The organism is Ruegeria sp. CDSC025 (assembly GCF_059610805.1).
Genome location: NZ_JBXWOJ010000008.1, coordinates 43,706 through 67,564 on the forward strand (window position 1 = coordinate 43,706; position 23,859 = coordinate 67,564).

23 protein-coding genes, 1 other RNA gene and 1 riboswitch are annotated in these 23,859 nt (G+C 58.3%); of the genes, 16 read left to right on the plus strand and 8 right to left on the minus strand.

Annotated elements, in window-relative coordinates; translation table 11 throughout:
* The 3 genes from AC2FH8_RS12640 to nudC are packed head-to-tail and all read right to left on the minus strand — an operon-like array spanning position 1 to position 1,981.
* A complete protein-coding gene (locus AC2FH8_RS12640; protein ID WP_496677811.1) occupies positions 1-468 on the minus strand; it encodes a GNAT family N-acetyltransferase in 468 nt (155 codons plus the stop codon).
* 24 nt (positions 469-492) lie between these two features.
* On the minus strand, positions 493-960 hold the full coding sequence (locus AC2FH8_RS12645) for an SRPBCC family protein (RefSeq protein WP_142636970.1): 468 nt from the start codon (positions 958-960) through the stop codon (positions 493-495).
* Between the two features lie 40 nt (positions 961-1,000).
* Entirely contained in the window at positions 1,001-1,981 is a 981-nt protein-coding gene (gene nudC / locus AC2FH8_RS12650) for an NAD(+) diphosphatase (RefSeq protein WP_496689904.1), read from the minus strand.
* A gap of 195 nt (positions 1,982-2,176) precedes the next feature.
* Between nudC and AC2FH8_RS12655 the strand changes: the two genes are divergently transcribed.
* The 3 genes from AC2FH8_RS12655 (at position 2,177) to rsgA (ending at position 5,343) form a co-directional block, all read left to right on the plus strand.
* Positions 2,177-4,018 (plus strand): 5'-nucleotidase C-terminal domain-containing protein, encoded by a 1,842-nt coding sequence (locus AC2FH8_RS12655; protein WP_496689905.1) that lies wholly within the window; start codon positions 2,177-2,179, stop codon positions 4,016-4,018.
* Between the two features lie 39 nt (positions 4,019-4,057).
* An RNA gene (gene ffs / locus AC2FH8_RS12660) (signal recognition particle sRNA small type) lies at positions 4,058-4,156 on the plus strand.
* Between the two features lie 158 nt (positions 4,157-4,314).
* Positions 4,315-5,343 carry a ribosome small subunit-dependent GTPase A gene (gene rsgA / locus AC2FH8_RS12665; RefSeq protein ID WP_496689906.1) on the plus strand — a complete coding sequence of 343 codons (1,029 nt, stop codon included), beginning with the start codon at positions 4,315-4,317 and terminating at the stop codon, positions 5,341-5,343.
* Positions 5,344-5,367: 24 nt separating this feature from the next.
* Here rsgA and AC2FH8_RS12670 read toward each other — a convergent pair whose 3' ends face one another.
* Positions 5,368-6,225, minus strand: coding sequence for an alpha/beta hydrolase family protein (locus AC2FH8_RS12670; RefSeq protein WP_271949780.1), 858 nt, complete (start codon positions 6,223-6,225; stop codon positions 5,368-5,370).
* Between the two features lie 139 nt (positions 6,226-6,364).
* A riboswitch (cobalamin riboswitch) is annotated at positions 6,365-6,584 on the plus strand.
* Positions 6,585-6,667: 83 nt separating this feature from the next.
* Between AC2FH8_RS12670 and AC2FH8_RS12675 the strand changes: the two genes are divergently transcribed.
* Positions 6,668-7,072 carry a hypothetical protein gene (locus tag AC2FH8_RS12675; RefSeq protein WP_271949778.1) on the plus strand — a complete coding sequence of 135 codons (405 nt, stop codon included), beginning with the start codon at positions 6,668-6,670 and terminating at the stop codon, positions 7,070-7,072.
* 1 nt (position 7,073) lies between these two features.
* Here AC2FH8_RS12675 and AC2FH8_RS12680 read toward each other — a convergent pair whose 3' ends face one another.
* The gene (locus tag AC2FH8_RS12680) at positions 7,074-7,574 is read right to left on the minus strand and encodes a protein-tyrosine phosphatase family protein (protein ID WP_496689907.1); all 501 of its coding nucleotides are present in this window, start codon (positions 7,572-7,574) and stop codon (positions 7,074-7,076) included.
* Between the two features lie 156 nt (positions 7,575-7,730).
* Here AC2FH8_RS12680 and AC2FH8_RS12685 point away from each other — a divergent pair, with 156 nt between their 5' ends.
* From AC2FH8_RS12685 to AC2FH8_RS12700, 4 genes are all read left to right on the plus strand, one after another.
* Entirely contained in the window at positions 7,731-9,482 is a 1,752-nt protein-coding gene (locus AC2FH8_RS12685) for a DNA polymerase III subunit gamma/tau (protein ID WP_496689908.1), read from the plus strand.
* A 143-nt stretch (positions 9,483-9,625) separates the two neighbouring features.
* Complete coding sequence (locus AC2FH8_RS12690) at positions 9,626-9,970, plus strand: YbaB/EbfC family nucleoid-associated protein (protein ID WP_142636987.1); 345 nt, start codon at positions 9,626-9,628, stop codon at positions 9,968-9,970.
* 64 nt (positions 9,971-10,034) lie between these two features.
* Positions 10,035-10,628 carry a recombination mediator RecR gene (recR, locus tag AC2FH8_RS12695; protein WP_142636989.1) on the plus strand — a complete coding sequence of 198 codons (594 nt, stop codon included), beginning with the start codon at positions 10,035-10,037 and terminating at the stop codon, positions 10,626-10,628.
* Between the two features lie 295 nt (positions 10,629-10,923).
* On the plus strand, positions 10,924-11,289 hold the full coding sequence (locus tag AC2FH8_RS12700) for a thermonuclease family protein (protein WP_281995398.1): 366 nt from the start codon (positions 10,924-10,926) through the stop codon (positions 11,287-11,289).
* A gap of 141 nt (positions 11,290-11,430) precedes the next feature.
* Here AC2FH8_RS12700 and AC2FH8_RS12705 read toward each other — a convergent pair whose 3' ends face one another.
* Positions 11,431-12,060, minus strand: coding sequence for a ribonuclease T2 family protein (locus tag AC2FH8_RS12705; RefSeq protein WP_281995463.1), 630 nt, complete (start codon positions 12,058-12,060; stop codon positions 11,431-11,433).
* 130 nt (positions 12,061-12,190) lie between these two features.
* On the opposite strand from AC2FH8_RS12705, the gene AC2FH8_RS12710 reads away from it, so the two are divergent.
* Both AC2FH8_RS12710 and AC2FH8_RS12715 read left to right on the plus strand, forming a co-directional pair.
* Positions 12,191-12,949 carry a DUF1013 domain-containing protein gene (locus AC2FH8_RS12710; protein ID WP_142636995.1) on the plus strand — a complete coding sequence of 253 codons (759 nt, stop codon included), beginning with the start codon at positions 12,191-12,193 and terminating at the stop codon, positions 12,947-12,949.
* 51 nt (positions 12,950-13,000) lie between these two features.
* Complete coding sequence (locus AC2FH8_RS12715; protein ID WP_142636997.1) at positions 13,001-13,390, plus strand: hypothetical protein; 390 nt, start codon at positions 13,001-13,003, stop codon at positions 13,388-13,390.
* Positions 13,391-13,432: 42 nt separating this feature from the next.
* On the opposite strand, the gene AC2FH8_RS12720 is transcribed toward AC2FH8_RS12715, so the two are convergent.
* On the minus strand, positions 13,433-14,464 hold the full coding sequence (locus tag AC2FH8_RS12720) for a permease (protein ID WP_271949736.1): 1,032 nt from the start codon (positions 14,462-14,464) through the stop codon (positions 13,433-13,435).
* Complete coding sequence (locus AC2FH8_RS12725; RefSeq protein ID WP_142637001.1) at positions 14,457-14,765, minus strand: ArsR/SmtB family transcription factor; 309 nt, start codon at positions 14,763-14,765, stop codon at positions 14,457-14,459. Before AC2FH8_RS12725 ends, AC2FH8_RS12720 begins: the two co-directional genes overlap by 8 nt.
* Before the next feature lie 135 nt (positions 14,766-14,900).
* Between AC2FH8_RS12725 and pdxR the strand changes: the two genes are divergently transcribed.
* The 6 genes from pdxR (at position 14,901) to AC2FH8_RS12755 (ending at position 23,804) form a co-directional block, all read left to right on the plus strand.
* Positions 14,901-16,361: a MocR-like pyridoxine biosynthesis transcription factor PdxR gene (pdxR, locus tag AC2FH8_RS12730; protein WP_281995399.1), complete on the plus strand. Its 1,461-nt coding sequence runs from the start codon at positions 14,901-14,903 to the stop codon at positions 16,359-16,361.
* A gap of 126 nt (positions 16,362-16,487) precedes the next feature.
* Positions 16,488-18,266, plus strand: coding sequence for a sulfoacetaldehyde acetyltransferase (xsc, locus tag AC2FH8_RS12735; protein WP_496689909.1), 1,779 nt, complete (start codon positions 16,488-16,490; stop codon positions 18,264-18,266).
* Positions 18,267-18,271: 5 nt separating this feature from the next.
* Positions 18,272-19,285 carry a phosphate acetyltransferase gene (gene pta, locus AC2FH8_RS12740; protein ID WP_281995400.1) on the plus strand — a complete coding sequence of 338 codons (1,014 nt, stop codon included), beginning with the start codon at positions 18,272-18,274 and terminating at the stop codon, positions 19,283-19,285.
* A gap of 87 nt (positions 19,286-19,372) precedes the next feature.
* On the plus strand, positions 19,373-22,186 hold the full coding sequence (locus AC2FH8_RS12745; protein WP_496689910.1) for a molybdopterin oxidoreductase family protein: 2,814 nt from the start codon (positions 19,373-19,375) through the stop codon (positions 22,184-22,186).
* Positions 22,183-22,932, plus strand: a complete 750-nt coding sequence (locus tag AC2FH8_RS12750) for a 4Fe-4S dicluster domain-containing protein (protein WP_142637011.1) — start codon at positions 22,183-22,185, stop codon at positions 22,930-22,932. Before AC2FH8_RS12745 ends, AC2FH8_RS12750 begins: the two co-directional genes overlap by 4 nt.
* Positions 22,932-23,804 (plus strand): dimethyl sulfoxide reductase anchor subunit family protein, encoded by an 873-nt coding sequence (locus AC2FH8_RS12755; protein WP_142637012.1) that lies wholly within the window; start codon positions 22,932-22,934, stop codon positions 23,802-23,804. The genes AC2FH8_RS12750 and AC2FH8_RS12755 overlap by 1 nt, the downstream gene beginning before the upstream one ends.
* Positions 23,805-23,859: the final 55 nt, after the last annotated feature.

Consider the following 23,859-nt stretch of genomic DNA (forward strand, 5'->3'; position numbering starts at 1 on the left):
TCAGGCTAACTGGTATTTCTTGCACACCGCACCTTCATGTGACCGGTAACCGACAAATCCCATGGCCGCGTAATAGGCCAGGCCTTCGGCATTTTGCGCTCCAATGGTCGCGTCTATTGCAGGCAGACCTGCGGCTCGGGCCGCCAGCAGCGTTTTCTGAAACAGGGCCCGCCCGACCCCCATGCGCGCGGCTGACGGGCGTATATGTGTTCCGATGATGCCCCAACCGGCTGTTACGCCATAAGTGTTTCCGTCGACGGCCAGTATCAGCGCCTGAAAGCCCAATACCTGTGAACCCTGCACCGCCACGGTGCATTGGATGCTGCCGCAGTGGCTGATGTAATGCTCTTTGGCAAAACTCTCATCGCTGGGTTTGGTGCGCTTACCGGCGGTCACGATCTCTTGCAGGACCTCGGAAATACCTTTGGCGTCATCCACAACAGCGCTGCGCAATATCACATCAGACATTCAGGGCCTCTTGTCTCGGAATTCTCAAGAACCGTGCAGATGACGTTCTTCCATTTCCCGCGCGAATTCGCTGAGGCGGGCCTGAAACTGTCGCCGGAACCGCGACTGACCCAATCTGAGCGATTGCAGCAACAGCCGTGCAGGCAGGGATTTGGCCGATAGCGACATATCCACGGTCAGCCGGGTTCTACGTTGCGACAGGGCCAGAAACTCGACCCTGGTTGAGCCATTCATTCCCTTGCTTGCCGCCTCGAACCGCATATGGGTCGGTGGATCACATTCGGCCATATTGATTTCCACGCGCCGGGGCTTTCCGCGCATACGGAACTCGGTCTCCCAGGATGTACCGGGCACAACGCCCATATGCCCTGACAAACGCCGGACCTCGATCCCGCGGCGCATTGCCATCCGCTCGAACCGTTCGAAATCCGCAAACATTTCGAACACCGCGTTGACAGGGGCCTGAATATCTTCACGTGCGGAGAATTGCATGGTGGGTTATCGTTCTCTTGCCTATTCGCCCAGTATTTTGTCAGTCGAGCGTATCTGCAAGCCAGTTTTGCAGCAGAAAATGCGCAATCGCGCCTTTGCGCGCGGGCAGAAGGCTGGGATGTTCCCCAGCAAAGACCTGCATCATTTCAGCCTTATTCACCCATATAGCGTCTTCGATTTCAACCGGATCTATAGTGATTTCTTGCGACAATGCCTCGCCTGAACAGCCAAACATCAGTGACGCCGGAAAGGGCCAGGGCTGGCTGGAAAGATAGGTTACTTGCCCGACGGGGACACCGGCCTCTTCCATCACCTCTCTGCGCACCGCCGCTTCCAGCGTTTCTCCGGGTTCGACAAATCCGGCCAGTAGCGAATACATGCCTTCAGGCCATCCCGGGGATCGCCCCATCAGCACCGAATTCCCAAATGTGATCAACATGATGACGACCGGGTCGGTGCGTGGGAAATGCTGCCCCCCACACGACGGGCAACTGCGTTGCCATCCTGCTTGCGACATCTCGCTGGCGGCGCCGCAACGGGCGCAAAACCTATGGGTTTCATGCCAGGCGATGACCGCCTTGGCGGAAGCCGAAAGTTCGGCATCACGTGGGGAAAGGCGCGCCATGATGCGGCGCAATTCGACAAAAACCTGACCTTCAGGCAAATCCGGGTGCTGTTGCTCTGATCGGTCGAAGAATGCCCCAAGCTCGGACAGGTCAACGCCCTCGGGCATCCAATCGGATATATCAAAGGCAAAAACCGGAACTTCATCCGAGAGACCAAGCAATACTGGCGCTGGGACGATCCCACCGGGACCATTTGCGATCAGCTCATGCAAGACAGGTAACAAGCAGAGTTGATCAAGGGCCTCTCCTTGAACCAGCAGCTTTCCGCGCCACAGCAACAGGCATTTCGCTTTCGGATGTGCTCGCGCTGCTGCCATCGTGTCGACGTCTCCGCGAAGATGTGCGGCACGATCCAGCCCTGATCCACCAAACGTTACCTGTTCCGCGTTCTTCATTTAAATTCCTCTGGTTCGCCTGCACAGGGCTGCCATGACAGCTTCGGTGTTGCAACGACAATTCCACGACCGAAAACCGAGGCGATCCCGTCAAATTACCGCAAGTGCATAAAAAAATTTGCACTTACTATGCTTTTTGTTGAAGTTGTTATTCATAAAACTGCCAAAAGTAGAGTATAAAAAACAATTTCGCATTTGTCTGATCAGTCTGTAAGTATCCGGATTTTGGCGACCACCGATCTGCACATGAACCTGTGCAGTTTTGATTATTACGCGGATCAAGACGAACCTACGATCGGATTGACCCGAACGGCCAGCCTGATCCGGCAGGCGCGGAACGAGGCTGAGGCAGACGGAGATATCGTCTTGCTCTTCGACAACGGAGACGCTCTGCAGGGTACACCGTTGGGGGATTGGGCTGCCGATCCCGCCAATGCGCCGCACATCCTGATGCAGGCCTTCGGCAGCCTGGGATATGACGCGATTGGCCTGGGAAACCACGACTTCGGATTCGGGCTTCAATTCTTACAGCACGTTATCTCTGACGCCCCCTGCCCTGTGCTCAGCAGCAACGCCTTGCGCACGAATGGGCCTCAGATCTGGCAAGATCATGTCATTTTGCACAAAGAGATCCCTGGCTCGCCGACACCTATGGCCTTGAAAATTGGGGTTTTTTCGGTCCTCCCGCCTCAGACAGCGCAATGGGAGGCGCACAAGCTGCACGACACCCTTACCACTCAGGACATCCTGACTTGTGCGGCAAACAAAGTCAGAAAGCTCAAAGACGAAAATTGCGACCTGATCATCGCGCTGGCCCATACCGGTTTCGGACCGGACAGGTCACAACGGAATATGGAAAACGCGATTATTCCGCTGGCCGAAATCGAAGGTATCGACGCAATAATTGCTGGTCATTCCCATTTGACCTATCCCGTCAAGGCCGGCTCTGAAAACACTCTGGTGCATGGCAAACCAGTTGTCCTACCCGGAACGGCCGGATCACATCTGGGGGTGATCGACTTGAAACTTCACTCGGCAGAGCGCGGCGGCTGGACCGCTGGCGAAGCCCGGGCGGCGCTGCGACCGATATCTGCGGGGCGTCCCGACGAAATCGTATCACTGGCGCCCGAAGATCCGGAATTGTTGCATCTGTTTTCCTCTGGTCATGCCGAAACCCGCAGGCGAGCGGGCCAGCCGGTCGGCCGCACCCCGCACCATCTGCACAGCTATTTCAGCTTTTGCACCGAGGACCGTGGACTGAGGCTGGTCGCCGCCGCCCAGGCTGCCGCGTTACGTCTGTGTATGTCCGAAACCGACCTGGCAGACATTCCGATTTTATCGGCGGTTTCACCTTCGAAATTCGGCGGTCGGGCCGGGCCGCGATTCTATACGGATGTTAAGCCTGGCGAGATATTCCTGCGTAACGTGGTTGACCTGCATGTTTTTCCAAACGAATTGCAGGGTGTCATTGTATCCGGTGACCAAATCGTGGACTGGCTTGAGATGTCCGCAGCTGTTTTCAACCAGATTTCGACCGGATCTGCATCCGAACTTATTTGCGAAAATCGGGTGGGTCACAACTTTGATGTGCTATACGGGCTGTCCTGCAGAATTGATCTGACACAACCTCCGCGTTTCGACGATATGGGCACCTTGATCAACGCCGAAAACCGGCGCGTTTCAGAAGTTCTGGTCGGTGCCACCCCCATTGCACCGGATCAGCAATTTGCCGTCGCGCTTAACAATTATCGCGCCAGCGGGGGCGGGCATTTCCCATTTGCGGGTAATGCGCAACGTATCGACATGCCCATCCTGCCGGTCCAGCAAGCCCTGCTGGATTATCTGTCAGGCACCTTGGTCAGCGATCCGCTGGAAGAGGCCCAGAAACCCTTCAGAATCACCAGTAACACTGGTACGCAGGCGATCTTACGCACCGGTCCAAATGCCCACCGACTTCTGCAGGACATTCAGGAATTTGATCCACAAGTCCTTGGAACCGACGAAAATGGCTTTTTACGGATTCTTCTGACCTTCTGACGGGTTGTGTTTTTCCGGCCAACTGCCTATATCCACCCTCGAGAGGTTGGCGCGGGCGAGCGCCTCGCCAACCTGGTCAGATCCGGAAGGAAGCAGCCACAACGAGCCCCGCTTGGGTCGATGTCCAACCTCTCACTTACGCGCAACGACTGCCGCAGGAGGGACTTTATGATTGTAGCAATGACCCTTCGGGCAGAGCGTTTCCGGGACTAACCCCCGCTCTTGCCTGAACACGTTACCGATGGGTGCGCGTCTGCCACCCTGATGGTTTCCTGTATCTGAACACAGGCAGAACAATGTCCAAAACACTTTCGGACCTGGGATGGTCCTCTCATTTTGCAGCCCAACATGCTGTGAACCCTACCTGCACACCGCATCGCATCAACGCCGTCCATCGTGATCGCCTGATCGGCCTGAATGCGCTGGGCGACACATCTGATCTGACCCCTGACCGATCAACCGGCGAATTTGCGGTTGGCGATTGGATCCTTGCGGATGATCAAAACCGCATTCGGCATCTTTTGGAGCGCAAAAGCCTCTTGCAACGCCGGGCCGCAGGCACCGGTGCGCAGGTTCAGCTGATCGCGGCGAATGTGGACGTGCTGTATATCGTCAGTTCCTGCAATGCCGATTTCAATCTGGCCCGGCTTGAACGTTATCTGGCACTGGCGCATCAGGCCGGGTGCTATCCGGTTGTTGTCCTGACCAAGGCCGACAGCTGCCCTGACCCAGAGAGCTATGCCAGTCAGGCCAGTTCGCTGGTTCGGTTTCTGACCGTTCTAACCGTCAACGCGCTGGAGGCGTCAGAGATTGATCCGATCCTGTCCTGGTGCCCTGCCGGGCAAACTGCTGCTTTGGTCGGCTCATCCGGTGTCGGCAAAACCACATTGGCGAACGCCATGACTGGTCAGGCCGGGACAACGGCGGGGATCCGCGAGGATGACGCACGGGGTCGCCACACCACGACCTATCGTGCGCTTCACCCGATGCGAAACGGGGGGTGGCTGATTGATACGCCAGGAATGCGCGCCCTGCGTTTGATGGAAGCCCAAGACGGCGTGGATGAGGTTTTCTCAGACCTTCTTGAATTGGCTGCAAGGTGCCGGTTCTCAGATTGCCAGCACCAGGCCGAACCCGGTTGTGCTGTGCAGGAGGCGATTGCCAATGGCGTGCTTGAGCCCGACCGGCTGGCGCGCTGGCACAAGCTTCGGCGCGAAGATCAGAGGAATTCCGAAACCCTCGCGCAGTCACGGGCACGTGACAAAGCCTTTGGCAAAATGGTGCGATCCGTCATGAATGACAAAAAGTCCCGCAGCAGACACTGAGCGTGACAGAAAGGCGCCTCGTTTTCAGGCAATCAACCGGGGCCAAACCGCCCGGTTTCTGCGGGCAAAAGCGCCAATATGACCGATCTCAGGCGCTCCGAATTCATTCGGAGACAACAGATGTCGCCGCGCCTTTGGTCCATACAGATCGGCAAGCCGCCAGACAGCGTCTGGCGGCACCATCTGGTCGTCCTCGAAGGTGAACAGGTCCACCGGCGTATTCGATTGCGCCCATCTCGCTTCGGGCAGAGCGTCACCGATCTGCGGCACATAATTCTGCGGCGCCGTGCACCAGCTACGCCATTGCCAATAGACCGGACCAGGCAAATCGGCACCGATCCCCACCGCTTTGCCCGGCAGATAGCCCAGCGCATTCACTGCCAGACGCCCATGCACATGCCAGAACATCCACGCCAGCCCGCGATAGGGCCAGGGATGGTCGGACAGAGTAACCAGCCCCGAACATACACAGATCATCCGGTCGATCTGATCAATGTCTGGCTGCACCGGCCCCAGCAAGCCGCCAAGGGAATGACCGATGCTCCACTGCAAAGCGTCCGGGAACCGCCTGCGCATCTCAGCCCGTGCGGCGGGCATGTCGACCAAGGCCCAATCCGCCATGGTCACCTCAGAGGTTTTGAGTTTGTCGCGCAGCGAATGCCCGAAATCGCTGTAGTCATAGGTCAGACAGGCCATACCCTGTTCGGCGGCCAGCCAACGGGCAAAATGCTGGTAATATTCGCGCGGCACTGCAGTTGCGCTGTGAATCACCACGGCGATCTTCGGCTCGGTTGCAGGCAGATACAGCCGTGCCGACAGGCTGGCAGAGCATGAGGCAAAGTCAAAGTCCTTAGTCTGGACGCAGGGCGTGGTATCAAGCATGGCGCTTCCGACAAGTTCTGAACTACTCGGTTCACTCAACAATCGGCCCGATTTCGGCCACCAGAGTCAAGATTTCATCAAGATGACCAAACGTCCGGTTTGCACCCCAACAGGTGGCTTGACTCGGGGTCTGCATAGCCGCTAGCGATGTGGTGATGGTTCTTGCCCCGGAATTGGGGCGGGATGAAAAGGGAACACGGTGCGGTCTGCCCCGGCGATGTCGGAAAGGGCCAACTCCGCGACTGCCCCCGCAACTGTAAGCGGTGAGCAATGCCGAAATACCACTGGCCCCAGGGCTGGGAAGGTCGGCAAAGCGACGACCCGCAAGTCAGGAGACCTGCCATCGTATCGAAACCGAAACTCGGGCGGGGTGTCCGGGCAGGTCGTCAGCGCGCTGTCACACCTGATCCTCACCCTTCGTCCTGCGCGCGGAGGGCGCATTATGATCTGGAAGACAAAGACACATGAATTCACCGCAACCGTCTGTCAGAGGACCGGGAAACCCTGCCCCGCCCTGGCCCGAATGGCACGCGCCATGGCCGAGGCGATGGCGACGGCAACGCCTGCAGCATCCAAAACATTCGAGGTCGAAGGCACTAGCGATCTGACCCATTGCACCGAAGGCTGCACGGCCCGTTTTCGGGCCCAATCAGAACAGATCAGGGTCTATTGCGGCACCAGCACGGACACGCCGACAGAAATGCTGGACGCCTATGGCGACATGATGTTCGGGCCGGAGTTCATCCAGAAATCCGCTGGTTTTCTGTCAGAACCACCCTGTGCGATGCTCGACGTTTCGACTCTGCCGCCGCGCAGCGACAGTATTCCGTATCAAGTGTCTGCCTGATTCAGGGAAGGGTTCGGGCCGGCAACCCGGCCCAGTCCTTTTGCGCGTCGGTTTCCACCGCGCAGGGCCGCACCGCACGCAACCGCCGAAGCGCTTGGCCAGGCGCTTCGCCGCATTCCACCATTAGCCGCATCACAACCATCCCCGAGCGACCGCACCCACCGCGGCAATGCACCAGCACCTTGCCGCCACTGGCAAGGACATGTTGGGCGGCGGCGCTGGCTTGCGGCCAAAGCGCCTCAACCTCAGGCGTGGGGGCGCCGAAATCGGAGACCGGAAGGTGGACCCAGGCAATTCGTTCGCACTGCAGGTCCGCCTCGAATGACAACCCGCCGGAATGCTGGAACTCATCCAGAGTAGTCATCGAGATGACCAGGTCCGGCGCCCAATCTCGGATTACTGCGAAATCTCCAGCATAATCGCCCGTGACACCCGGCAGTGGGCACAGAGCGATCTGCCCTTTGCCCAATCCAAGAGGGTGAATTGCAAAACTCTCCAACACAGCTCCTTTTCCTGCATCACCACATGGGGCTGAGGCCCCTCATGATTTACCGGCTCTGATGCAACTTGCCAAAACGAAATTCCTTTTCGCGCGCGGTGGACGCGGACGGCGGGGGTCTCTACGCTGCAAACCTGACACGAATCCAACAGAGCAGACATGACCGACACGCCCAGCCCCGCCTATCAGGTTCTCGCGCGGAAATACCGCCCGGAAACTTTTGCTGACCTCGTCGGTCAGAACGCAATGGTGCGCACGCTGAAAAACGCGTTCGAGGCCGACCGGATTGCGCAAGCCTTCATCATGACTGGCATCCGCGGCACCGGTAAGACGACCACGGCCCGGATCATCGCCAAGGGCATGAACTGCATCGGTCCTGATGGGCAAGGCAAGCCCACGACCGAACCCTGCGGCCAGTGCGAACATTGCGTCGCCATCATGGAAGGCCGCCATGTCGATGTGATGGAGATGGACGCCGCCAGCCGCACCGGCGTAAATGACATTCGCGAAATCATCGACTCGGTGCGCTATCGTGCCGCCAGTGCGCGCTATAAGATCTACATCATCGACGAAGTTCACATGCTTTCGACCAGCGCGTTCAACGCGCTGCTCAAGACGTTGGAAGAACCTCCTGCGCATGTGAAGTTCATCTTTGCCACGACCGAAATCCGCAAAGTCCCGGTGACTGTTCTGTCGCGGTGCCAACGATTTGACCTGCGCCGGATCGAACCCGAGGACATGATTGGCCTGCTCAATAAGATCGCAGCGGCTGAGAAGGCACAGATCGCGGATGATGCCCTGGCGCTGATCACCCGCGCGGCCGAAGGGTCGGCGCGCGACGCAACTTCGCTGCTGGATCAGGCAATCAGCCATGGGGCCGGTGAAACCAGCGCCGATCAGGTGCGCGCGATGCTGGGTCTGGCCGACCGGGGCCGGGTATTGGACTTGATGGAAATGATCCTGCGAGGGGATGCAGCAAGCGCGCTGACTGAATTGGGCGGGCAATATGCCGAAGGGGCCGATCCGCTATCCGTGCTGCGTGACCTGGCCGAAATCACGCACTGGGTTTCGGTTGTGAAGATCACGCCAGACGCAGCCGAGGACCCGACGGTTTCCCCTGATGAACGTGCCCGTGGTCAGCAAATGGCCGAGGCCCTGCCAATGCGCGTTTTGACCCGGATGTGGCAGATGTTGCTGAAAGCGCTGGAAGAGGTATCGGCCGCGCCAAATGCCATGATGGCTGCTGAAATGGCCGTTATCCGCCTGACCCATGTTGCCGACTTGCCCAGCCCCGAAGAGCTGATCAAGCGCCTGCAGGACAACCCGCCACCGCCTCCGAATGGTGGTCCGGGCGGTGGTATGGCCGTGCCCTCTCAGGCTCCGGTACCAGCGGCATCATCTTCTTACGTGTCCGCAACTAGCAGCCCCGCCGGCGCGCCGTCGGCCGCTCTGGCCCATGATATCCAATCGGCGCTGGCACGGTATCCGAGTTTTGACCACGTGGTTGAATTGATCCGCACCAATCGGGATGTGAAACTTCTGGTCGAGGTCGAAAACGGGGTGCGGCTGGTTTCTTACCAACCGGGGCGGATCGAATTCACCCCGACACAAAACGCACCCACAGATCTGGCAGCGAGACTGGGTTCGTCGCTGCAACGATGGACTGGCAACCGCTGGGCTGTGTCGATTGTAGCCGATGGTGAGGTTGCGACCATCGCCGAGATTCGAGACGCCGCCGAGCTGGCGTTGAAAGCAGAGGCTGAGAAACACCCGTTGGTTCAGGCGGTGCTCATGCAATTTCCGAAGGCACGCATCAAGCGGATTGAAACACCGGAAGAACGTGCCGCCAAAGTGGAAACCGAGGCGCTGCCCGAGGTCGAAGACGAATGGGACCCGTTCGAGGAAGACTGAAACCGTCTCATCTGACCCAACTGGAAACCTCCCGGGCCCAACGGGAGGAAAGGCCTTGACGACGGGCGGGAGCCAGCTCGGCCCTTGTGCCGCGCCGACCGCGCCCGTATTTAGGCGTCAAACCGGATATTAGGAGAATACCGATGCTCAAAGGACTCGGCGGCCTGGGTGACATGGCCAAGATGATGAAATCCGCGCAGGATCTACAGACCAAGATGACGGATATGCAGGAAGAGCTGAATACCATCATGGTTGTCGGCGAATCCGGTGCAGGGCTGGTCAAGGCAACAGCCACGGCCAAGGGAGAGCTGAAAGGTCTCGATATCGACCCGTCAATCTTTAACGGCGACGACAAGGAAGTGGTCGAAGACCTGATCCTGGCCGCCGTCAAAGATGCTCAGGCCAAGGCCGCAGAACGGTCGCAGGCTGAGATGGCTAAGCTGACCGAAGGTATGGGCCTGCCCGCAGACATCAAGCTGCCGTTCTGATAGGCACTCCTGACGAAATACCGGCCGGGCCCAACTGCCCGGCCCTTATGCAGGAGCAAGCGCAGTGAGTTCGAACAGCGATATCGACAATCTGATCGACCTGATGGCCAAACTGCCAGGCCTCGGCCCACGTTCGGCCCGTCGCGCAGTGCTGCATTTGATCCGCAAACGCGCCCTTCTGCTGACACCGCTTGCGGACGCGATGCAACAGGTTGCCATCACTGCCCGTGAGTGCCTGAATTGCGGCAATGTAGGCACTTCGGATATCTGCGACATCTGCGATAGCGAAGTCCGCGCGACCGGAGAGCTGTGCGTCGTCGAAGACGTCGCCGACCTTTGGGCGATGGAACGCGCCGCGGTTTTCAAAGGCCGCTATCACGTGCTGGGCGGCACCTTGTCGGCATTAGATGGAGTCGGCCCGGATGAGCTGCGCATTCCTCGCCTCAAGGATCGGGTCACAGCCGAGGGGATCACCGAAGTCATTCTGGCGCTGAACGCCACTGTCGATGGCCAGACCACCGCGCACTATATAGCCGATCAACTGGACGGGCAGGTGCGCCTGACCTCGCTGGCGCAGGGCGTGCCGATTGGCGGCGAGTTGGACTACCTGGATGACGGGACGATTACGGCGGCGCTGAGGGCGCGGAAGGAGTTGTAGTTGAGCTTCGACACTTGGTCGAATTCAAATATCAAGTTTACACAAATACTGTATCCAGCCTAACATTCTACGCATCGATTAAGCAGATTTAGAATGCGTTTTTCATATGTTGAGATATATATTGAGGGCCCTGTTCGGATCATCGCGCAAACGATCCAGGGTGGTGCCCTTCCAACCAACTAAAAGACCTGCGATCACCAGAGCACGGCCGGTTCCGTCAAAGCAGCCGCCCTCGGCTTATCCAACCACACGGACTCTCAAAGGCAAGTGCCACGTAATCGACGGCGACACGATCGTGATAAGCGGCACCAAGATCAGGGTTGCCGGAATCGATGCGCCCGAGCTTGAGCATCCCTGGGGCAAGAAATCCAAGTTTGCGCTGATCAAGATGTGCAAAGGCATGGTGATCACAGCCGAAATCAAAGAAGAGGTTTCCTACGATCGGATCGTCGCCAAGTGCACGCTTCCAGATGGTACTGATGTCGCCGCAGAATTGGTTAAACTTGGACTGGCTCTGGACTGGCCCAAGTTTTCCGGCGGTGAATACGCGCATCTAGAGCCGGGCGATGCGCGAAAGAAACTCTGGCGGGCAGCCGCACGCCAAAAGGGAAACATGCGCGCGTTCCATTCCGAAGTAAAACCGAAACGCAATTCCGACTAGCTTTATGGTATCGCAGTGGCCCTGAGGACTTTGGAATAGCAAGGTAGGCCTTAGCCTCGGCACGATCTGGCTATTGAACAGGATGCGGTGGCAACAACGTAGAAGTTGCGATTACCCACCATCTCGCCTTTACCGCAAACCCTAACGAATCGGATCAAAAAGCGCGTCTTTGGCCGCGCAGTCCTTGATCACATCCCGGCCACACGGCACCGGATCAAGTTCGCGCGACAGGCACAGGCGCACCTCTTCGATATAGCCTTGTTTGCAGGTGACGGTGATCATGTCGCGCTCCAGGCCCGGATTGACCTTTAGAAACGCTTCTTCCACGACAGATGCGGGCAGTTTTACAGATGTGTCCAACTGGCGGAACACCTTTGGACGCTCGACCGACCCATAGGCCTGCCGCGACAAGGTGTAATAGTCCGAAGCGCTAAGGCCCGAGCAGGTGCCGTGCTTCTTCCACTGATGCCAGGCAAGGCCGGAACTGCCCTGAATATCTTCCATTTCACGGGTCATGGTTCGCGTCGGCGGGGCCTCGGCCGTGCGGCAATAAGATGGCCAGCCCTGATGGAATTGCGGCCAAAGCCCGTGTAGAATCCAGCCGTGATCATGCCGCACATCGCATTGATCGGACCCACGCGCGTCGCCTTCGCGCGCGCACCAGTTCGGCGACCAGCTAAGTGCCAGGACATAGTAGTCGAACGCCCCCGGTTTTTCACCCTCGGCAAGCACCGTCATTGCACTGAAAACCCATAGAACCAGCCAGCGCATTCGCCTCTTCCCTTCTTGCCCTGCCGCGACTATATACAGCCCAAGTTCCCCGACAACGGAAACCTGCCCCAAGATCACGGGGCCGCCGAATTCCGGCGACGGGAAAGATGTATGCATAGGAGACGGGCTGATGGCAAAACCGCTTATGGCCAAGGCAACAGCCGTATGGCTAGTAGACAACACAACGATCAGCTTCAAGCAGATCGCGGATTTCGTAGGAATGCACGAGTTGGAAGTGCAGGGCATCGCCGATGGCGACGTGGCCGCTGGCGTCAAAGGGTTCGACCCGATCGCCAACAACCAGCTTACGCAGGAAGAGATTGACGTGGCGCAGGGCAACCCGCTGCACAAGCTGAAGCTCAAGTTCAACCCCGCCGCCAGTGGCGAGGAAAAACGTCGTGGCCCGCGCTATACCCCGCTGTCCAAGCGTCAGGACCGTCCGAACTCGATCCTGTGGCTGGTCAAGTTCCACCCCGAACTCAGCGACGGTCAGATTGCCAAGCTGGTCGGCACCACCAAGCCGACCATCCAATCGATCCGCGAGCGGACGCACTGGAACATCTCGAACATGCAACCGATTGACCCCGTCGCTCTGGGCTTGTGTAAACAGTCCGAGCTGGACGCAATCGTGCAGAAAGCCGCCGCCAAGAAAGCCGCTGAAGGTGGCGTCATGAGCGATGATGAGCGCCGCAAGCTGGTTTCGACCGAACAGTCACTGGAAATGGACGCAGCGCCCAAAATTCCAACGGCGATCGAGGGTCTCGAGACCTTCTCGTTGTCTGATGACTCCCCCGAGGAGAAAGAAGAGCCGATCATCGACGCCGACAGTTTCTTCAACTTGCCCAAAGGCGAGGCCGAGGATGAAGACGAAAGCGATCCGCGTTTCTGATACGCAGACAGCCCCGGTCAAACTGGCCGGGGCTTTTTTGACGAGACTCTGATGCTGAACATACTGTCTGCCATTTTTGGCCCACACCGCGCCGTGACAATCTATGCCTTCCTAAGAACCTGGGGCCTGCTCGTGTTCGGTGTCGTAGGCGTTATCGCGGTTGCCGCAGCCCTGCTGTTGCTGAACGACGACGGCACGCATGAACACGAAGCCTTCATGACCGTCCCGGTTCTGTCCGCCACCGCTATCAACGGCGACCTCAAGAACGGGGTGATTGCCTCGGTACGTTTGCCCGACGGGTCCGCGACGTCGATCACTTCGACCGAGGCCCCGATTTCCCAGACCGTCGGCCAAAGCGCCTGTGTCGAAAAGCGGGTCTATGTGGAAAGCGGTGAACCAAGGTATCGCTTCAAACTTCCGCGCTATTGCGAAGCAAGCTGACAAAGCAAAACCGCCCGGTGTCCACACCGGGCGGTTTTTCCTTCAGATCATCTGAAAGATGATCCCTGCGATCACTGCGCCGACTATCCCCAGGCCCAGATAGGTCACAAACACTTTCGGCCTGACCAGCGACCATACCGCAGCCATGGCCGGGATCGAGCTGACCGCTCCCGCGATCATAAAGGACATTGCTGCCCCGGCGCTCATCCCCTGCTCCATCAGACCTGCCAATAGCGGCGGCGCGACGTATGAGTTCAGATAGGCCGGCATCCCAACAAGTGCCGCGATGATTATGGGCAACACGCCGTCTCCTCCGACCGCGCGTGCGATCAGATCAGCGGGTACATAATTGATCAGCAACGCCTCGAGAACATAGGCAAGCGCCAGCCATTTCAACAAGAACAGGCCGTTTCGAAAGAACTCGCTACGAAATCTATTCCGGCGCGCAGGGTCATGCCAGAATTTCCAGACCGGTTTGTCCTCTTGCTTAGGTCCACAACTGCCGCATCCAGTTGGTTGGTAGTTCCGCAAAGGTTGGGTCAACACACCGCTGCGCGTCATGGTGCGCACGACGAATCCGCCAAACAGGCCAAGTGCCACTGCGGCTACGGCTTTTCCGATAGCAAAGGGCCATCCCAATGCGCCAGCCGTAATCAATAGCGTCGGCGGGTCGATCAGCGGAGAGCTGAGCCAGAACGCCATAACCGCAGACAGTGGCGCCCCAAGCGCCAGTAAACCAGCAATGAACGGGATGACCTCGCAGGAACAGAATGGGGCCAACCCGCCAAATAGGGCAGCCAAAAGGATCATCCGCGTTTCGCGGCCTTCAAAGGCTCGGGCCACCATGACTTCGGCACCGGTGGCCTTGAGGTATGACAACAGCAGCACAGCAAACAGAATATATTGGCCGGTATGGGCCAGTGCCTTGCCGGCAAATGTTATCACTTCCGTTAGATTCCCAGGGTCGAGTATCGCCACCGCGATCAGAATGGCGACAATCACCGCCCATGGGGTTTTGATCAGGTCGAAGACAGCTTTGAACGGGGCCCGAGGGCTCTGAGTAAGGTCAGCCATCGTTTGCCGCCTTTCCAGTTTCGTCCGCACAACATTCCGACAGAATGAACTGCGCGAGGTTTCTGAGATGGTCATACCGGGCACGGTTGATCGTGGTGCGCCCGATCTTTTCCTGTTCGACAACATCACCGGCCGCAAGAAACCGGAGGTGATGGGCCAGCGTCGACGGGGCAATGCCGGTTCTCTCCTGGATTTCACCTACGGTGAGCCCGGCCTCTCCGGCGCGAACGAGTGTCTTGAGGACTTTCAGTCGCGCCTCTGACCCCATCGCCGAAAATCCTGCTGCAGCGGTTTCCCACATATCCACAACTCCAGTAAACTAGATTTCTAGTTATATAGAGGTATTGAAAGCTACCGTCAACAAATTCTGATCAGAATTCGTGAAAAGAGCGTGAGTCCAGATTGCTCAATCAATAAGGCCACTCTATAAGGTCTTATGGGGATATCAGTTGATACGTTCTTTCTAGAGCTGAATGGGCAAGGCACCTTGCAGGCCCAGATTCAGCAGATGATTGCAGAAGGCATCCTGTCAGGCCGTTTCCATGTCGGAGAAAAACTGCCCTCGTCGCGTAAACTGGCCACGCATCTGGGTGTCAGCCGGATCACCGTGACGTTGGCTTATACCGAGCTGTTGGCCAATGACTACCTGACCGCCCGGGGCCGATCTGGGTATTATGTGTCGGAAAATGCGCCAGTACCGCCTAAATACACGCCCATCCAACGGGGCACTGAGACCGTGGATTGGGACAAGGCGCTGGCCCGCCGGTTTGTAGATTCGGATGTGTTGCCCAAGCCCTGGAATTGGCGGGACTATACCTATCCTTTTATCTATGGTCAGGCGGACCGAACCCTGTTCGATCATGCCAACTGGCGGCTATGTGCAGTGCGGGCATTGGGGCACAAGGATTTCGAATCGCTGACCCGCGACTATGTCGATCAGGACGATCCGTTGCTGATCGAGTTCATCGCCCGCCACACTCTGCCCCGCCGTGGAATCTCGGCCCGCCCCGAAGAAATATTGATCACACTGGGGGCTCAGAACGCACTTTGGCTGGCGTCGCGCATTCTGCTGACTCACAATCACACCGCCGTCATCGAAGACCCCTGTTACTATGCGCTGCGCAGCCTGTTGAACCATTGGGACTGCGCGGTCGTACCCATTGGCGTGGACAAGGATGGCCTGCCACCCGAGGCGCTGCCCGATGAAACGGATGTCATCTTCACCACGCCCAGCCATCAGAGCCCGACAACCGCAACAATGCCGATCACCCGTCGCCGCCAACTTTTGGATCGTGCCCGGGATCTGGACGCAATGGTGGTCGAGGATGACTATGAATTCGAAATGGCGTTTCTGGGGGCGCCCTCACCCGCGCTGAAGTCCATGGACCGGGATGGACGTGTCATCTATGTGGGCAGCTTCTCAAAATCGCTGTTCCCTGGATTGCGCCTTGGTTACATGGTTGGATCCGAGCCGTTTATCCGCGAGGCGCGCGCGCTGCGCTCTTTGGTGCTGCGCCACCCGCCGGGCCACATTCAGCGCACGGCAGCGTATTTTCTGTCTCTGGGACATTACGATGCACAGATCAGGCGCATGTCCAAAGAGCTGTCCAAGCGGCGGGAGGCAATGGACAAGGCTATCGACGAATACGGGCTGTCGGTGGCGGGGCGCGGTGTGATGGGCGGATCTTCGATGTGGATGTCCGCCCCCGAACATGTCGACATGTCCCAGCTGGCACGCAGCCTGCAAAACCAAAGCGTTCACATCGAGCCTGGTGCACCGTTTTTCGCAGGGCCGGATAGGCCACAGAACTTCTATCGGCTCGGATACTCATCCATCGCGCCCGACCGCATCGCTCCGGGCGTGAAGCTGATCGCGGATGCCATCCAAACGCAGTAGCCCGCGTCTGGACCTAATCCGCATTTCGTTTTGGACCTAACGCCATTCCGTCCCTTGGGCCACAACCGTACCCAAAGGCTGGGCTGATCGTCCGGCTTCATCCACAAATCCGCGGAGACAAATCAGATGAAAATGACCACCGAAGAGGCCTTTGTAAAAGTTCTGCAGATGCACGGGATCGAGCATGCGTTTGGGATCATCGGTTCGGCGATGATGCCGATCTCGGATATTTTTGGAAAAGCTGGCATTACGTTCTGGGATTGCGCACACGAAGGCTCGGGCGGGATGATGGCTGACGGGTACACACGCGCCACCGGCAAAATGTCGATGATGATCGCGCAGAACGGACCGGGGATCACCAACTTTGTTACTGCCGTCAAAACCGCCTACTGGAACCACACCCCGCTGCTGCTTGTGACCCCTCAGGCCGCAAACAAGACCATGGGTCAGGGCGGTTTCCAAGAGATGGAACAAATGCGCATGTTCGCGGACTGCGTCTGCTACCAGGAAGAAGTACGCGACCCTTCGCGGATGGCCGAAGTTCTGAGCCGCGTTATCACCAAGGCCAAGCGCGCCTCGGCACCGGCACAGATCAATGTTCCACGTGATTTCTTCACTCAGGTTGTCGATATCGAACTGCCTGCCGTAGTTGAATTTGAACTGCCTTCTGGCGGCGCATCAGCCGTTACCGAAGCCGCCGCGCTGCTGTCGGATGCCAAGAACCCTGTCATCCTGAACGGTGCGGGCACGGTTCTGTCTGCGGGCGGCATCGAAGCCTCGAAAGCACTGGCCGAGCGTCTGGACGCCCCGGTTTGTGTTGGCTACCAGCACAATGACGCCTTCCCGGGCTCGCACCCGCTGTTTGCTGGCCCGCTGGGTTACAATGGCTCGAAAGCCGCTATGGAGCTGATAAAAGAAGCAGACGTGGTTCTGTGTCTCGGCACTCGCCTGAACCCGTTCTCGACTCTTCCTGGCTATGGTATGGAATACTGGCCGGCGAATGCAAAGATCATTCAGGTTGACATTAACCCCGACCGCATTGGCCTGACCAAGAAGGTATCTGTCGGTATTGTTGGCGACGCAGCCACTGTTGCAACCAATATCCTGGCACAGCTGTCAGACACCGCAGGTGACGAAGGACGCGATGCACGCAAAGCGAAAATCGCGGAAACCAAGTCACGCTGGGCGCAGGAACTGACTTCGATGGACCACGAGCAGGACGATCCGGGCACAACCTGGAACGAACGCGCCCGAGCAGCCAAGCCCGACTGGATGAGCCCGCGCATGGCGTGGCGCGCCATTCAGGCAGCCCTGCCGAAAGAGGCGATCATCTCGTCCGACATCGGCAATAACTGTGCCATCGGCAACGCCTACCCATCCTTTGAAGCGGGCCGCAAATATCTTGCCCCCGGGCTGTTCGGCCCCTGTGGATACGGATTGCCATCTGTCATGGGTGCCAAGATCGGTTGCCCGGATGTGCCTGTCGTTGGGTTCTCGGGTGACGGCGCCTTTGGTATTGCTGTAACCGAACTGACCGCAATCGGCCGCGATGAATGGCCCGCAGTCACCCAGATCGTTTTCCGCAACTATCAGTGGGGTGCTGAAAAGCGCAACTCGACCCTGTGGTTCGACGACAACTTTGTCGGAACCGAACTGGACACCAAAGTGTCCTATGCCGGTATCGCTCAGGCCTGTGGCCTGAAAGGTGTCGTGGCCCGCACACAGGACGAGCTGACTGCAGCCCTGAATCAGGCCATTGAGGATCAGAAGAATGGGATCACCACGCTGATCGAAGCCATGATCAACCAGGAACTGGGCGAGCCCTTCCGTCGGGACGCAATGAAGAAACCGGTCGCGGTGGCAGGCATCAGCAATGACGACATGGAACCGCAGGCGGGGGTATAATCCGCGTGAAACCGCTGCGCGCCATTCTCGGGACGGCCAGCGCGTCGGACAAGATCATCGCCCTGTCAGAGGGCGATGATCCCCGCGTCGTGGAAGGTGCGGTCAGGGCCGTAAAAGAGGACGTTGCACGGATCATCTTGATCGGCGACGGGGCCAAAATTTCGGCCCTTCTGGATGCGCATGAAGGATTTGATCCCACTCGGATAGACATTCTTGACCCGGCGCATTCCTCAATCACCCCGGAACTGGCTGAAGCGCTGTTTAATCGCCGCAAGCACAAGGGCATGACCCTTGAAGAGGCAGTGCAACAGATCACCAACAGGCTGACCTTTGCCGCCATGCTGGTGCATCAGGGTATCGCTGACGGCACCGTGGGCGGAGCGGTTGAAACCACCTCTGACACAGTTCGCGCGGCGTTGCAGATCATCGGAACAGCGCCGGGTACAACAATGGTATCCAGCTTTTTTCTCATGCTGTTCTGTCAGGATCATCACGAGGTCAAAGGCGCGCGCATCTTTGCCGATTGTGGCCTGGTGGTGGATCCAAACGCCGAAGAAATGGCGGAAATTGCCCGCGCATCAGCCGCATCCTATTCAGCTTTGACTGGAAACACGGCGCGTGTGGCGATGCTGTCTTTTTCCACCTCGGGAAGCGCCGAACACCCAAAAGTATCCAAGGTCGTCGAGGCAACCCGGATCGCACGTGAAAAAGATCCGAACCTTCTGATCGACGGAGAGCTGCAGTTCGATGCCGCCTTTGTCCCCGAGGTTGCGGCGCAAAAGGCGACGGATTCGCCACTGAAGGGCGAAGCAAATGTCTTTGTCTTCCCCAGCCTGAATGCGGGCAATCTGGGCTATAAGATCGCACAGCGCATCGGAGGGGTTGAGGCAATCGGGCCAGTCCTACAAGGCCTGGCCAAGCCGGCAAATGATCTATCGCGCGGCTGTACGGCAGAGGACATCCTTCACATGATCGCCGTGACTGCTGTTCAAGCACAACATGGCGAAAACGGAATATAAGTCTCGACAAGTCCGTGAAAAACAAATTTTATTCCGGTTCCCGGCAATACTCGGGGGAATACCGGTCTGCAAACTACAGGGGCGCCTATGAACCAGCCAGTGATTGACACCTCGCCCAAAGTCTCGGACGAGATCCGGCAGACCACCTGTTACATGTGCGCCTGTCGCTGTGGCATCAACGTTCACATGAAAGACGGCAAGGTCGCCTATATCGAGGGCAACCGAGACCACCCGGTGAACAAAGGCGTTCTGTGCGCCAAAGGGTCCGCGGGCATTATGCAGGTTAACGCGCCGTCGCGCCTACGCAAACCGCTGCGCCGTGTCGGCCCGCGCGGATCGGGCGAGTTCCGCGAGATCGAGTGGGACGAAGCGATCAGCACAGCCGTCGGCTGGATGAATGAGCTGCACGAGACAGCGCCGCAAAAGCTGGCCTTCTTTACCGGTCGCGACCAAAGCCAAAGCTTCACCAGCTTCTGGGCTCAGAATTTCGGCACCCCAAACTATGCGGCCCATGGCGGCTTCTGTTCCGTCAACATGGCCGCAGGCGGCATCTACACCATGGGCGGCGCGTTTTGGGAGTTTGGCCAGCCCGACTGGGACCACACCAAGCTATTCATGCTGTTCGGCGTAGCCGAAGACCACGACAGCAACCCGATCAAGATGGGCATCGGCAAGATCAAGGCACGCGGCGCACGGGTGATCGGTGTGAACCCGATTCGATCAGGCTATAACGCCGTCGCCGATGACTGGGTCGGGATTACGCCCGGCACCGACGGGCTGTTCATCCTGTCGCTGATCCATGTGCTGATGAAGGCCGGCAAGATCGACCTGGATTACCTCAGCCGTTATACCAACGCGCCTGTTCTGGTGAACGCATCCGAAGGCCCCGAGAAGGGTCTGTTCTTGCGCGATAGTGACGGCAAACCGCTGGTGATCGACCGGGCCACAGGCGAACTCACTGCGTTCGACAAGCCGGGCGTGCGCCCGGACTTGTCGGCTACTTACGAAAAGGACGGCGTCACCCATCGCCCGGTTTTCCACCTGATGGCCGAGAAATACCTAAGCGACGAGCACGCCCCTGAGGCCGTGGCTGACCGCTGTGGCATCCCGGCCAGTCGCATTCGCGCCATCGCGGCGGAAATCGCCCGCGTCGCCTTTGACGAGGCGATCGAGCTGGATCAGGAATGGACCGATTTCCGCGGCGAAACCCATGCTAAGATGATCGGTCGCCCGGTCAGCTTCCACGCCATGCGTGGCATCTCGGCCCATGCCAACGGGTTCCAGACCTGCCGCGCGCTGCACGTGCTGCAGATCATCCTCGGCACCGTCGAAGTTCCAGGCGGTTTCCGCTTCAAACCGCCCTATCCCAAACCAGTCGAGGCACACCCAACCCCGCATGGCGACCGCCGCCCCGGCAGACCCCTGGAAGGCCCCCATCTAGGCTTCCCCCGCGGGCCCGAAGACCTGTTGCTGGACGACTGCGGCACTCCCCAACGGATCGACAAAGCATTCACATGGGAAAACCCGATGTCAGCCCATGGGCTGATGCATATGGTAATCTCAAACGCCGCCGCCGGTGATCCCTACAAGATCGACACGCTGTTCATGTATATGGCGAATATGTCGTGGAACTCCTCCATGAACACCAAAGGTGTGATGGAGATGCTGACCGCCAAGACCGAAGACGGCAAATATGTCATCCCAAACATCATCTATTCCGATGCCTATTCCTCGGAAATGGTGGCCTATGCCGACTTGATCCTGCCCGACACCACCTATCTTGAACGGCACGACTGCATCTCGCTGCTCGACCGCCCGATCTGCGAGGCAGACGCCGCCGCCGACGCAATCCGCTGGCCGGTGATCGAGCCCGACCGCGACGTGCGAGGCTTTCAGTCGGTGCTGGTGGAACTGGCCAACCGCATGAGCTTGCCAGGCTTTACCAACGAAGACGGTACGCCGAAGTGGAAAGACTACGCTGACTATATCGTTAACCATCAGCGAAAACCCGGTATTGGCCCGCTGGCCGGGTTTCGAGGCGAAAATGGCGACAAAGAAGGTCGTGGCGAGGTCAACCCCGACCAGCTAAATCGCTACATCGAAAATGGCGGCTTCTACGTCGCGCATATCCCCGAAGGGGCGGATTACTACAAACCCTGGAACGCTGCCTATCAGGATTGGGCAGTGGGGATGGGTATCTACGACAGCCCGCAACCCTATCTGTTCCAGCTCTACTCAGAACCGATGCGCAAATTCCAACTGGCCGCCGAGGGTCATGGCGACCGCCAGCCCCCGGAAAATCTGCGCCAGCGCCTCAAGGACACCATGGACCCGCTGCCGATCTGGTACGAAACCGATCAGCAGGGCAATGAAGGTTTCACAATCAATGCCCTGACTCAGCGCCCGATGGCGATGTATCACTCATGGGGCACCCAAAACGCCTGGCTGCGCCAGCTACACGGGCGCAACCCGCTTTATGTGCCAACCAAACTGATGCGCGAACACGGGATGCAGGACGGCGACTGGGCCAAAGTGATGTCTCCGCACGGGGAAATTACTGTTCCGGTCATGGAGATGGCCGCGCTGAATGAAAATACTGTCTGGACTTGGAATGCCATCGGCAAACGCAAAGGTGCTTGGGCCCTGCAGGAAGACGCACCAGAGGCCACCAAAGGCTTTTTGCTGAACCACCTGATCCACGAACTGCTGCCGTCAAAAGGCGATGGAATGCGCTGGGCCAATTCTGATCCGATTACAGGTCAGGCGGCTTGGTTCGACCTGAAGGTCAGGATCGAAAAGGCGGCGCCACCTTCGGATGCAGAAAGCCAGCCCGAATTCAAACCGATCAAATCACCGGTCGGCACCGGACCAAAAGATCTGGCGTGGAAGGTAGGAAAATGACCCAGCTCCCCCAATCCACAGACAAGAAAATGGGTCTGGTCATCGACCTGGACACCTGTGTCGGCTGCCATGCCTGTGTGATATCCTGCAAAGGCTGGAACACCGAAAACTACGGGGCGCCCCTGTCGGATCAGGACGCTTATGGCGGCAACCCGTCCGGCACCTTCCTAAACCGGGTACATTCCTACGAGGTCCAACCCGAACAGGGTCACGCCCAGCTGATCCACTTCCCCAAATCCTGCCTCCATTGCGAGGACGCGCCCTGCGTCACCGTCTGCCCCACCGGGGCCAGCTATAAGCGGGTCGAGGACGGTATCGTATTGGTCAATGAAAGCGACTGTATCGGCTGCGGGCTTTGCGCCTGGTCCTGCCCTTACGGCGCGCGTGAGATGGATATGGCCGAGGGCGTGATGAAGAAATGCACCCTCTGCGTGGATCGCATCTATAACGAGAACATACCCGAAGTGGACCGCGTGCCATCCTGTGTGCGGACCTGCCCCGCCGGAGCCCGCCATTTCGGTGATCTGGGCGACGCAGATAGCGATGTCAGCAAATTGGTCGCCGAACGTGGTGGCATGGATCTGATGCCTGAAATGGGCACCAAGCCCGTTAACAAATACCTGCCACCTCGCCCTAAAGATCAGATCGAGGACCAGGTCGACATTCTCGCGCCCCTTCTGGCCCCGGTAGCCGAAGAGCCCAAGGGCTTTCTGGGTTGGCTCGACAAGACACTGGAGAAGCTCTGATGCATCCGGCCCCATCTGTCATTATCTTCACTACCTTGTCCGGTCTGGGCTTTGGGCTGCTGTTTTTTCTGGGCCTTGGGATGCCGGATGTCACCGGGTGGGTGGCCTTCGTATTCTATGCCATGGCCTTTGGCCTGTCGGTGGGCGGGCTGATGGCCTCGACCTTTCACCTGGGCCATCCTGAACGTGCGTGGAAAGCATTCACCCAATGGCGGTCAAGCTGGCTCAGCCGTGAGGGTTGGTGCGCAGTGATCGCCTTGATTCTTCTGGGCTTCTACGCGCTGGGCGCCGTCTTCTTTGGACAGCGTTGGGGTGTTCTGGGCGTCCTTGGCGCGTTGTTTTCGCTGGCAACAGTTTTCACCACCTCAATGATCTACACCCAGCTCAAGACAATCCCACGTTGGAACATGAAACTGACACCAATCATGTTTCTGAGCTTCAGCCTTGCCGGTGGCTCGCTTCTGGCCGGTCAGGTCAGCCTTGCCGTCCCTCTGTTGGTGGTCGCTGCCGTTGCGCAGACATTTTACTGGTGGCAAGGGGATAAGGCATTTGCGAACTCAGGAACAAACCTTGGCACCGCTACGGGTTTGGGGCAGCGCGGGGCGGTGCGTGCGTTTGAGCCTCCACATACAGGTACAAACTATCTTCTGCGCGAATTTGTCCACGTGGTTGGCAGGAAACATGCGGACAAATTGCGGGTCATCTCGTTTGTGCTGGCCTTCCTATTGCCGGTCATCCTGCTGATCCTGCCGTTCAACCACTTCTTCGCTCTTCTGGCTGCGCTGTCGCATGTGGCAGGCGTTGCAGTTTCGCGCTGGCTGTTCTTTGCGCAGGCCGAGCATGTCGTGGGTCTGTATTACGGCAAACGGTAAAGAAGGGGGCCAGCCCCCTTCTTGGCCCAGACAGGCCAATTCATCCCCCGAGGTA

What these genes read in the sequence shown, in the direction of transcription:
- AC2FH8_RS12725 (WP_142637001.1), bottom strand. Translation starts at nt 14,765, where the DNA reads ATGTGGGAAACCGCTGCAGCAGGATTTTCGGCGATGGGGTCAGAGGCG.
- AC2FH8_RS12675 (WP_271949778.1), top strand. Translation starts at nt 6,668, where the DNA reads ATGATCTGGAAGACAAAGACACATGAATTCACCGCAACCGTCTGTCAG.
- xsc (WP_496689909.1), top strand. Translation starts at nt 16,488, where the DNA reads ATGAAAATGACCACCGAAGAGGCCTTTGTAAAAGTTCTGCAGATGCAC.
- AC2FH8_RS12745 (WP_496689910.1), top strand. Translation starts at nt 19,373, where the DNA reads ATGAACCAGCCAGTGATTGACACCTCGCCCAAAGTCTCGGACGAGATC.
- rsgA (WP_496689906.1), top strand. Translation starts at nt 4,315, where the DNA reads ATGTCCAAAACACTTTCGGACCTGGGATGGTCCTCTCATTTTGCAGCC.
- AC2FH8_RS12710 (WP_142636995.1), top strand. Translation starts at nt 12,191, where the DNA reads ATGGCAAAACCGCTTATGGCCAAGGCAACAGCCGTATGGCTAGTAGAC.
- AC2FH8_RS12645 (WP_142636970.1), bottom strand. Translation starts at nt 960, where the DNA reads ATGCAATTCTCCGCACGTGAAGATATTCAGGCCCCTGTCAACGCGGTG.
- AC2FH8_RS12720 (WP_271949736.1), bottom strand. Translation starts at nt 14,464, where the DNA reads ATGGCTGACCTTACTCAGAGCCCTCGGGCCCCGTTCAAAGCTGTCTTC.
- AC2FH8_RS12685 (WP_496689908.1), top strand. Translation starts at nt 7,731, where the DNA reads ATGACCGACACGCCCAGCCCCGCCTATCAGGTTCTCGCGCGGAAATAC.
- AC2FH8_RS12750 (WP_142637011.1), top strand. Translation starts at nt 22,183, where the DNA reads ATGACCCAGCTCCCCCAATCCACAGACAAGAAAATGGGTCTGGTCATC.
- nudC (WP_496689904.1), bottom strand. Translation starts at nt 1,981, where the DNA reads ATGAAGAACGCGGAACAGGTAACGTTTGGTGGATCAGGGCTGGATCGT.
- pdxR (WP_281995399.1), top strand. Translation starts at nt 14,901, where the DNA reads ATGGGGATATCAGTTGATACGTTCTTTCTAGAGCTGAATGGGCAAGGC.
- AC2FH8_RS12640 (WP_496677811.1), bottom strand. Translation starts at nt 468, where the DNA reads ATGTCTGATGTGATATTGCGCAGCGCTGTTGTGGATGACGCCAAAGGT.
- AC2FH8_RS12670 (WP_271949780.1), bottom strand. Translation starts at nt 6,225, where the DNA reads ATGCTTGATACCACGCCCTGCGTCCAGACTAAGGACTTTGACTTTGCC.
- AC2FH8_RS12705 (WP_281995463.1), bottom strand. Translation starts at nt 12,060, where the DNA reads ATGCGCTGGCTGGTTCTATGGGTTTTCAGTGCAATGACGGTGCTTGCC.
- AC2FH8_RS12755 (WP_142637012.1), top strand. Translation starts at nt 22,932, where the DNA reads ATGCATCCGGCCCCATCTGTCATTATCTTCACTACCTTGTCCGGTCTG.
- AC2FH8_RS12690 (WP_142636987.1), top strand. Translation starts at nt 9,626, where the DNA reads ATGCTCAAAGGACTCGGCGGCCTGGGTGACATGGCCAAGATGATGAAA.
- AC2FH8_RS12715 (WP_142636997.1), top strand. Translation starts at nt 13,001, where the DNA reads ATGCTGAACATACTGTCTGCCATTTTTGGCCCACACCGCGCCGTGACA.